This is a genomic window from Streptomyces sp. McG3 (assembly GCF_018619185.1).
Classification (GTDB): domain Bacteria; phylum Actinomycetota; class Actinomycetes; order Streptomycetales; family Streptomycetaceae; genus Streptomyces.
The window spans coordinates 1-8,731 of record NZ_JAAXYC010000318.1 but is presented as its reverse complement, the minus strand read 5'-3'; the positions used below and the strand labels follow the sequence as shown (position 1 = coordinate 8,731).

Genomic DNA, 8,731 nt, shown 5'->3' with positions numbered 1-8,731 from the left:
GGCCGGGGCGGTGGATATGGCGGACGGGGCGTCGGTGGACGTCATGGTGGCCTTCCGGGGACGGGGGTGCGGGACCCGCGCCCGGAAGGGTCGCTTCAGGCGAGCAGGTCGTCTACTTGTGCTTCCCCGTCACGGTACCTGCGGGCGATCTCCGCGCTGCAAACGTCGGCGGTGCGCTGGAGCTCGTGACGACGGCGGGAGACCTGCTGTTCGTAGCGGACGAGCCGCCCCATCGCCGTGTGCAGTTCCTCGTCCGTCCGGGCGTCCAGGTCGGACAGCTCGACCTCGGCGAGGGTCTCGGCGGCGAGCTGCCGGAACTCGTCGCCGCGCGGCGTCGTCAGCGTGACGTGCCGCGCGGAGGTGCGGTGCCGGGACGGGGTGTCGGCCAGGATCTCCGAGAGCCGGCTGACCACCGCCGCGTCCTCCACCGGGGCCTCCGGGTCCCGGCGGCGGGCCAGCTCGGCGCGCAGGATGTCGATCCGGCCCTGCACCAGCCGGCGTACGTAACTGAGATCGGCCTCGTCGCGCTGGGCGTCCCGGCGCAGCGTCCGCAGCTCCGGCAGCCGCAGCCCGCCGGAGCCCGCGTCGCCGCCGGCCTGCTCGGGCACGGTGGCGGCCGCCGCGGGCGTCGCGGGTGGCGGTACGGGACCCTGCCCCGGCAGACTGCGCTGTACGGGTGACCGCAGGGTGCCGGCGCGGTGACGTCCGCCCGGTACGGCACCGGGAGATTGTCCGGCTCCATAGGTACTCATGCTGTTCCGTCCCCTCGACCGGTGCGTCGGCACACCGACATCGTGCATCGTGCCACTCCGCACCGTGCCGATGCAGGTGCTCTGTACCCGTTCAGCCCAAGATAGGTTGGTCTGTATGCGTGCAGTGGTACAGAGAGTGGACGGCGCGAGCGTCTCCGTCGCCGGTGCGACGGACGATCCCTCGGCCCCCGGAGTCGTCGGGGAGATCGTCGGCGAGGGCCTGTGTGTGCTGGTCGGGGTCACCCATGACGACACCCCGGAGAAGGCGGCGCAGCTGGCCCGCAAGCTCTGGTCGGTGCGCGTCCTGGAGGGCGAGAAGTCCTGTTCGGATGTGAACGCCCCCCTCCTGGTGATTTCTCAGTTCACTCTCTACGGGGACGCCCGCAAGGGCCGCCGTCCCACCTGGAACGCCGCCGCGCCCGGCGAGGTGGCCGAGCCCCTGGTGGACGAGGTGGTGGCGCGGCTGCGGGCGCTGGGAGCGCACGTGGAGACGGGCCGGTTCGGAGCGGACATGCGGGTCTCGCTCACGAATCACGGCCCGTTCACGGTGATCATCGAGGTGTAGCCGTACGCGGAGTGGTTACGGCTCGACGACCGTCTCCTGGGCGGCCGCCGTGTCCCCGGCGAGCAGTTCCGCGTCGACGGCCACGTTCCGCTTGACCAGGGCGAGGGCGATCGGGCCCAGCTCGTGGTGGCGGGCCGAGGTGGTGATGAAGCCGAGCTGACGGCCCTCCTGACCGTCGGCGGCCAGCCGCACCGGCGTCCCGTGTCCGGGGAGGTGCACCTCGCTGCCGTCCAGGTGCAGGAAGACGAGCCGGCGCGGCGGCTTCCCCAGGTTGTGGACGCGGGCGACGGTCTCCTGGCCCCGGTAGCAGCCCTTCTGGAGGTGGACGGCGCCACCGATCCAGCCCAGCTCGTGCGGGATGGTGCGGTGGTCGGTCTCGAAGCCGACGCGCGGCCGGTGCCCCTCCACGCGCAGGGCCTCGTACGCCAGGATCCCGGCGGCGGGGCCGTGGGCCGCGGCGTACGCCTCCAGGTCGGCGCGGGGCAGGAACAGGTCCCGGCCCTGCGGGGTCTCCCGTACGGCCGCCCCGTCCGGGACCTCGGCGATGGAGCCGGCCGGGAGGTGGACGACGGCGATGTCGCCGGTGCGGTCGGCGACCTCGACCCGGTAGAAGAACTTCATCGACTCCAGGTAGGCGATCAGCTCGCCCTGGGTGTCCGGCTCGACGTGCATCCACACCGTCGTGCCGTCGTCGACCAGGTACATCGCGTGCTCGATGTGCCCGTTGGCGGACAGGATGAGCGCCTCGGTGGCCTGGTGCGGGGCGAGGTCGCTGACGTGCTGGGTGATCAGCAGGTGCAGCCAGCTCAGCCGGTCGTCGCCGGTGACGGTGACGACGCCCCGGTGGGAGAGGTCGACGAAGCCGTTGCCGTCGGCCAGCGCGCGTTGCTCGCGGAACAGGTCGCCGTAGTGCGCGGCGACGCCTTCGTCGCGGCCTTCGGCGGGAACGGCACCGGGCAGGGACAGCAAGGGGCTCTTCATGCGCCCAGCCTACGACTTGACGGGGGCGCCCTTCGCTGGCGTGTTCGCACCCGCGTCGGCGGTCCGGCCGGCGGTCCCGTCGGAGGCCCTGTCCACGACCCCGGCCGCGGCCCCGTCGCTCGCCCCGTCCGCAGGCGTTCTCGCGGCCGCGCACGTCGCGCAGCGGCCGAAGATCGCGAAGTGCTTCATGTCCGTCTCGAAGCCGAAATCGGCGCGCAGCTTCTCGGTGAACTCGGCGACGGTGGAGAGATCCGCCTCGATGACGTCCGCGCAGTCCCGGCAGACCAGGTGGATGTGGTGGTGCCGGTCGGCCAGGTGGTACGTCGGGGCGCCGTGCCCCAGATGGGCGTGGCTGACGAGCCCGAGCTCCTCCAGGAGCTCCAGGGTCCGGTAGACCGTGGAGATGTTCACACCGGACGCCGTCCTGCGCACCTCGCACAGGATGTCGTCCGGAGTCGCGTGCTCCAGGGCGTCGACCGCCTCCAGGACGAGCTGACGCTGGGGCGTCAGCCGGTAACCGCGCTGCCGAAGATCGGTCTTCCAGTCGGTGCTCACCACACGCCCAGTGTAGGGCGGGGTGAGCACCGGGCAGCAGCCCCGGTCCCGGGCGGGCTCCCTACTTGAAGAACGCGATGCCGTCGTCGGGCATGTCCTCGAGGTTCCGCGCCATCTCGGCGACCTCCTCGGGGGTGACGACCTTCTTCAGGTGCGCCGACATGTACGGGCGCAGCTCGACCTCGGGGGTGGCCTTCTCGCCGACCCACATGAGGTCGCTCTTGACGTACCCGTAGAGCCGCTTGCCGCCGCTGTACGGGCCGGAGGCCGCCGTGCGGGCCACCGCGTCGGTGACCAGGTCGATCTGCGGCTTCTGGTGGGCCAGCTCGCCGTACCAGATCTCGATGACGCCCTGGTCGCGGGCCATGACGACCTCGACCTTGCGGTCCTTGTCGATGCGCCAGTAGCCGGTCTCGGTCTCCAGCGGCCGGACCTGCTTGCCCTCGTCGTCCAGGACCCAGGTGTGGGAGACGTACTCCAGGAAGTCGCGGCCGTCGTGGCTGAAGGTGACTTCCTGGCCGAAGTTGCACTTCTCGGCGCCGGGGAAGTCGGACACGCCCGCGCCCGCCCAGTTGCCGAGGAGGAAGGCCAGCGGGACGAGGTCCGGGTGGAGGTCGGACGAAATCTCGATCATGAGCGGCTCAGACGATCTGTGAGGGTGCGAGGGGTGGGCGGGAACCGTGGGACGGCGAAGGTCAGCGCTGGCCCTGGTACAGCTTCTTCACGGTGATACCGGCGAAGGCGGTGACGCCCACGCAGACCAGGATCAGCAGGGCGGTGAAGAATGCCTCAAGCACAGGGAGCTCCTCGTGACGAGCGGGTGGCGGCGGTGACGGGGCCGGGCCCCCAGCCTAATGGGTGGGGGCCCGGCCTTCTCGTTCAGGTGCCGGTCGCGGGCCGCGCCCGCGGGTCTCAGGCGAGCAGCTGGTTCTGCAGGATCAGCGTCTGCTGGAAGGGGATGCGGCCGGTCTCCCGCTTCCCGGCGCGCTCGTGCACGACGAGGGCGATGGTGTCCCCCGCCAGGGTGTACGCCTGCCGGACGTGCTCGGCCCCGAAGGGCGCCTGCTCGGCGAAGACGAACGACGAGGTGTTCACGAAGTCGTTCTGCGAACTCCAGGAGCCGTCGATCTCGGTGGTGTCCGTGCGGTCCAGCGGCGTACCGGCCGAGGAGCCCACGTTCAGGTCGTCGATCATGCCGCTCGCGAACGCCGTCGAGTTGAACCGCACCAGGTAGATCCGGGACACCGTGCCGTCCGGCATGGTCCAGCCGCGGGCCGCGATGTGGCGCGGCACGGCGTCCTTCAGGAGCTGGGCCACCGACGGCCGGTCCTGCTGCCGGTAGGCGTCGAGGAACGTCTCCGTGGAGATCCAGCCGCCCGGCAGTTCCTTGTCCGCAACCGCTCCGGCGGGGGCCGGCAGCAGCAGCTCTCGCAGGTCGGCGTGGTGGATCTCGGCCGGGTTGCCGGCCCCGAACGGCCGGGGCGAACCGGCCGGGAGCGCGGGCAGGGACAGTTCCGGGTAGTCCCAGCGGCCGTCGTCCTCGGTGGCGAGCCCGGGGACGTCGGTCCGCTCCAGGGAGGCGATCCCGAAGGCCGTACCCGTGCCGAGCACCCCGAACGCCAGCGCGGCGGCCGTCCACCGGGCCACGGCGCGCAGGACCCGCCGGGGCGGCTTCGGCGACGCGCCGGGCGCGTCGGACGCCTCATGCGGAAGGACGGGCGGCGCGAACACGTTGACCGACGGCGGTGCTTCGGGCATCGCGGGCGTCCCGGTGGCCCCGGGGGTTACCGTCTGCTCGCTCATATGTACTCCCCCGGGGACGCGATGTGGTCGAGCTGGTCCTTCACCAGGTCCGCGACGTCGGACGGGCTGAACGGCTTGCTGCCGTTCGCGTCGACGGTGACCGAGACCTCTCCCTCGTACGCGATGCAGGTGATGCCGTCGAGGGTGTTCTTGTCGCCCTTGGGCAGCCGGTAGCAGGTGGCCTTCTTGTGGCCGTCGATCGACGGCCCCTTACGGAAGACGTCGAAGGAGTCCAGCAACTCCTTGCGGTTCACGTACGACGTGCGGACCGCCCGCTTGTCCTGCATCTTCATGATCTGGACGTTCACGACGAGGTCGTGGGAGTCCGCGGTGTACGAGCGCTGGGCGATGCCCCGGATACGGAGCTTCTCGACGTACTTGTTCAGTTCTCGGCGGTCCTTCCCGGCCAGACCGCGCCCCATCTCCTTCATCGCCGCGGCGGCCTTGGCCCCGCTCGTCTCGCTGTCGTTGCCGAGTTCGCCGATGTCCGGGCCGAGCCGGTAGCCCTTGGGCACCGGGAGCAGGAGCTTGGTCAGCTCGGTGTCGTGGCGGCCCCGGGCCGGACCGCCCGCCGAGTCCTCGCCGGACGGCGCGTGCTCCACGTCCAGGACGGTCGTGGTGACCGTCCGGTCCGCGGTGTCCACGGTGTTCTTCGTGTAGGCGGTCGCGCCGCCGACCGCCCCGAGCACCAGGACGACGGGCAGCGCGGTCAGCACCACCTGGCGCACCCGTCGGGCGGGGGCGGGCACGGGCACGGGCGCGAGGTCCTCGGCCGACCCGGTCGGGCCGGTGAGGGGGTTCGTGTCGTCGTTGTTCACAGCCGCTCCAGCTGTCGCTCGGCCAGCGTCCGGATGTCCTTCTTGCCGATCGGGACGGTGTCGAAGATGTTGATGTCGAGGACGATGTCACCGCGTACGGCCAGAGCCCTGGCCCGGTAGGACGGGAGGTACCCCGCCTTCCGCTCGACCGGGTAGAGGAAGTAGCGGCCCTCGCGGCTGCCCTTGACCGGGTCCCCCGGGTTGCCCGCGCCGTCCTTGTCCCACGGCATGTACATCAGCTGGTCGCCGAAGTGCTCCGCCGCGCCGTTCCGGTCACCGGACCGGAACTGGAGCAGCTGGACACCGGTCTCCCGGTGCTCCCCCTGCCGCCACGCGACCGAGGCGACCCGACGCAGATCGAGCTCGGAAAGCGACTCGAACATGAAGTGCGGGTCCTCGTAGTACGTCTCGGCATACTGATCGAGCGGCTGCCAGCCGTCGTCGAGGCCCAACTCGTCGGTGAGCGTCTTCTTCGCCCCCTTGGGCCGGTCGACGAGCAGCTTGCGCAGGTCGCCGTCCGTCCTGACCCGCCGGTCCTGGGCGGCGGTCAGCGGGGCCGGGTCGGCGGACCCGGGCTTCGCCGGGTAGCCGAGGCCGGGCTGCGACAGGGCGGCCAGGGGCGTCGGCGCCCGCTCCGCCTGGACGCCGTAGCCCGCGGCGGCCCCGCCCGCGATCCCGAGCAGCGCGGCCGCCGCGATGATCAGCGTCGTGCGTCCCCGTGGCCGGCGGCGTACGGGCGCGTCGGCGACGGACGGCTCCTCCGCCGGCGCGGGCGGCACGGGTGCGGGCCCCTCCGGTGCGGCAGGAATGGTGTCGTTCGGTTCCAAAAGGGGTCCCCCCAAGAGACCTGAAGCGCGGGTTCCCTTACCTGCGCGCACAAGTGACCCCCAGGTCAGCGAGGAGGTTGCGTCCCGGACGATTACAGTTCGGCATATGCCGAAGAAGCTTGTGATCAAGGTGACCGCCGGGCCCGAGGCCGCCGAGCGCTGCTCCCAGGCGTTCACCGTGGCGGCCGTGGGCGTCGCCAGCGGTGTGGAGGTGTCGCTCTGGCTGACCGGCGAGTCCTCGTGGTTCGCCCTGCCGGGCCGGGCCGCCGAGTTCGAACTGCCGCACGCGGCCCCGCTGCCGGACCTGCTGGACTCGATCCTGGCGGGGGGCCGGATCACCCTGTGCACGCAGTGCGCGGCCCGCCGCGACATCGGTGAGAAGGACGTGCTGGAGGGCGTGCGGATCGCGGGCGCGCAGGTCTTCGTGCAGGAGGCCATGGCGGACGGCGCCCAGGCGCTCGTCTACTGACCGGGCGGGGGCTCCCCCGGCTCAGTGGCGCTTCCTGCCGTCCAGTTCGTCCCACCACTCGTCGGACTCCGGGTCGCCGGAGGGGTCGTCCCACCAACGGTCCTCCGGGCCCCGCCGGTTGGCGACCATCGCGGCGACGGGCGGAATCACCATGGCGACCACGCACATGCCGACGGCGACCGGCATGGACCACAGGCGCACCACGGCCCAGGCGGACACGAAGAGCGCGACGCATCCGCCCATCATGAGGAAGTAGTTCCGCCTGCGTCGGGCGTACATGCTTCCAGCGTAGGACTCCCCGGGCCGCCCGCCCACCCGGTGGGCGCCCGGACGGCACGAAGGGCCGCACCCCGCGTCAGGTGGCGTCCAACCCCCTGGGGTGCGGCCCTTCGGCCGTTCTGCGTGCCGTACGGAACGGCGTGCCGCGGATCGTCGCGGATCAGACGGCGATGGCGACCTCGGAGAGCCCGCCGGTCTGCGCGACGACCGTGCGGTCGGCGCTGCCGCCGGGAACCAGGGCGCGGAGCGTCCAGGTGCCTTCGGCGGCGTAGAACCGGAACTGTCCGGTCGCCGAGGTCGGGACCTCGGCGGTGAACTCGCCGGTCGAGTCCAGCAGCCGCACGTAGCCGGTGACGGGCTCGCCGTCGCGGGTCACGCTGCCCTGGATGGTGGTCTCACCGGGCTTGATCGTCGAAGCGTCGGGGCCACCGGCCTGTGCTCCACACATGGTTCTGTCCTTCTGGTCGGGTCGTGCGGGTCAGTCGGTCGGACTACTTGGCGGGGCCGAGCTCGATCGGCACGCCGACGAGGGAGCCGTACTCGGTCCAGGAACCGTCGTAGTTCTTGACGTTCTCCTGGCCGAGGAGCTCGTGGAGCACGAACCAGGTGAGCGCGGAGCGCTCACCGATGCGGCAGTAGGCGATGGTGTCCTTCGCCAGGTCGACCTGCTCGTTCTCGTAGAGCGCCTTGAGCTCGTCGTCCGACTTGAAGGTGCCGTCGTCGTTGGCGTTCTTCGACCACGGGATGTTGCGGGCGCTCGGCACGTGGCCGGGGCGCTGCGACTGCTCCTGCGGGAGGTGGGCCGGGGCGAGCAGCTTGCCGCTGAACTCGTCGGGCGAGCGCACGTCGACCAGGTTCTGGCTGCCGATGGCCTTGACGACGTCGTCGCGGTAGGCGCGGATCGACTCGTCCTGCGGCTTGGCCGTGTACTGGGTGGCCGGGCGCGTCGGGACGGCGTCGGTCAGGTCGCGGGAGTCGAGCTCCCACTTCTTGCGGCCGCCGTCGAGGAGCTTCACGTTCTCGTGGCCGTACAGCTTGAAGTACCAGTAGGCGTAGGAGGCGAACCAGTTGTTGTTGCCGCCGTAGAGGACGACCAGCGTGTCGTTGCCGATGCCCTTCTCGCTGAGCAGCTTCTCGAAGCCGGCCTGGTCGACGAAGTCCCGGCGGACCGGGTCCTGGAGGTCCTTGGTCCAGTCGATCCGGATCGCGTTCTTGATGTGGTTCTTCTCGTACGCCGAGGTGTCCTCGTCCACCTCGACGATGGCGACCTGCGGGTCGTCGATGTGGGCCTCGACCCAGTCGGCGTCTACCAGGACGTCGCTGCGGCTCATGTTGTTCTCCTCCGGGGCAGTCTGCGGCGGGGTGGTGCGAGATGCGGAGTTGCTGGGTGCGGGTGTACGCGCGGAGGCACGGAACGCGGCGCGTACGGGGCACCGGGCCGACCCTGACAACGGTCGAAGGGCCGGGGGGAAACGGGACGGTGCGAACGCCCCGCTCAGAAGGTGCGACAGAGCATGGCGGCGACGCGGCACAGGTCTACTGCCCGCCGCTTCGTGAGATCCGCCTGTCGCTTCATGGGTCCGATCGTAGGGAGGTACGGACGGAGATGTCACCGTCGTGTCGCATGATGAGACACGATCATCCGTGATGTGAGACAGGAAAGGGGCGGGCGGGCCCGGGAT

Annotated in this window: 13 protein-coding genes; 2 read left to right on the top strand and 11 right to left on the bottom strand. The window is 71.1% G+C overall.

Annotation, left to right across the window (positions count from 1 at the left end):
* Nucleotides 1–95: 95 nt before the first annotated feature.
* Nucleotides 96–752, bottom strand: coding sequence for an ABC transporter substrate-binding protein (locus tag HET64_RS32625; RefSeq protein ID WP_251146199.1), 657 nt, complete (start codon nucleotides 750–752; stop codon nucleotides 96–98).
* A 115-nt stretch (nucleotides 753–867) separates the two neighbouring features.
* Here HET64_RS32625 and dtd point away from each other — a divergent pair, with 115 nt between their 5' ends.
* Complete coding sequence (gene dtd / locus HET64_RS32620) at nucleotides 868–1,317, top strand: D-aminoacyl-tRNA deacylase (RefSeq protein WP_215110763.1); 450 nt, start codon at nucleotides 868–870, stop codon at nucleotides 1,315–1,317.
* A gap of 15 nt (nucleotides 1,318–1,332) precedes the next feature.
* Here the strand turns inward: dtd and HET64_RS32615 are convergent, their stop codons facing one another.
* From HET64_RS32615 to HET64_RS32590, 6 genes are all read right to left on the bottom strand, one after another.
* Nucleotides 1,333–2,298: a folate-binding protein YgfZ gene (locus tag HET64_RS32615; RefSeq protein ID WP_215110762.1), complete on the bottom strand. Its 966-nt coding sequence runs from the start codon at nucleotides 2,296–2,298 to the stop codon at nucleotides 1,333–1,335.
* Nucleotides 2,299–2,307: 9 nt separating this feature from the next.
* On the bottom strand, nucleotides 2,308–2,856 hold the full coding sequence (locus HET64_RS32610) for a Fur family transcriptional regulator (protein ID WP_215110761.1): 549 nt from the start codon (nucleotides 2,854–2,856) through the stop codon (nucleotides 2,308–2,310).
* A 58-nt stretch (nucleotides 2,857–2,914) separates the two neighbouring features.
* Nucleotides 2,915–3,487 carry an FABP family protein gene (locus tag HET64_RS32605; RefSeq protein ID WP_215110760.1) on the bottom strand — a complete coding sequence of 191 codons (573 nt, stop codon included), beginning with the start codon at nucleotides 3,485–3,487 and terminating at the stop codon, nucleotides 2,915–2,917.
* 278 nt (nucleotides 3,488–3,765) lie between these two features.
* Complete coding sequence (locus HET64_RS32600; protein WP_215110759.1) at nucleotides 3,766–4,656, bottom strand: hypothetical protein; 891 nt, start codon at nucleotides 4,654–4,656, stop codon at nucleotides 3,766–3,768.
* Nucleotides 4,653–5,474, bottom strand: coding sequence for a hypothetical protein (locus tag HET64_RS32595; RefSeq protein ID WP_215110758.1), 822 nt, complete (start codon nucleotides 5,472–5,474; stop codon nucleotides 4,653–4,655). The genes HET64_RS32600 and HET64_RS32595 overlap by 4 nt, the downstream gene beginning before the upstream one ends.
* Nucleotides 5,471–6,301, bottom strand: a complete 831-nt coding sequence (locus HET64_RS32590; protein WP_251146198.1) for a hypothetical protein — start codon at nucleotides 6,299–6,301, stop codon at nucleotides 5,471–5,473. Before HET64_RS32590 ends, HET64_RS32595 begins: the two co-directional genes overlap by 4 nt.
* A 106-nt stretch (nucleotides 6,302–6,407) precedes the next feature.
* Here HET64_RS32590 and HET64_RS32585 point away from each other — a divergent pair, with 106 nt between their 5' ends.
* Nucleotides 6,408–6,770, top strand: coding sequence for a DsrE family protein (locus HET64_RS32585; RefSeq protein ID WP_012380275.1), 363 nt, complete (start codon nucleotides 6,408–6,410; stop codon nucleotides 6,768–6,770).
* Nucleotides 6,771–6,791: 21 nt separating this feature from the next.
* Here the strand turns inward: HET64_RS32585 and HET64_RS32580 are convergent, their stop codons facing one another.
* The 4 genes from HET64_RS32580 to HET64_RS40180 form a co-directional block, all read right to left on the bottom strand.
* Nucleotides 6,792–7,049, bottom strand: a complete 258-nt coding sequence (locus HET64_RS32580; RefSeq protein ID WP_215110757.1) for a DUF3099 domain-containing protein — start codon at nucleotides 7,047–7,049, stop codon at nucleotides 6,792–6,794.
* A 160-nt stretch (nucleotides 7,050–7,209) separates the two neighbouring features.
* Nucleotides 7,210–7,497: a DUF1416 domain-containing protein gene (locus HET64_RS32575; RefSeq protein ID WP_003968135.1), complete on the bottom strand. Its 288-nt coding sequence runs from the start codon at nucleotides 7,495–7,497 to the stop codon at nucleotides 7,210–7,212.
* 43 nt (nucleotides 7,498–7,540) lie between these two features.
* Nucleotides 7,541–8,380 carry a sulfurtransferase gene (locus HET64_RS32570; RefSeq protein WP_215110756.1) on the bottom strand — a complete coding sequence of 280 codons (840 nt, stop codon included), beginning with the start codon at nucleotides 8,378–8,380 and terminating at the stop codon, nucleotides 7,541–7,543.
* 164 nt (nucleotides 8,381–8,544) lie between these two features.
* Nucleotides 8,545–8,625, bottom strand: coding sequence for a putative leader peptide (locus tag HET64_RS40180; RefSeq protein WP_350310325.1), 81 nt, complete (start codon nucleotides 8,623–8,625; stop codon nucleotides 8,545–8,547).
* Between the last annotated feature and the right edge of the window lie 106 nt (nucleotides 8,626–8,731).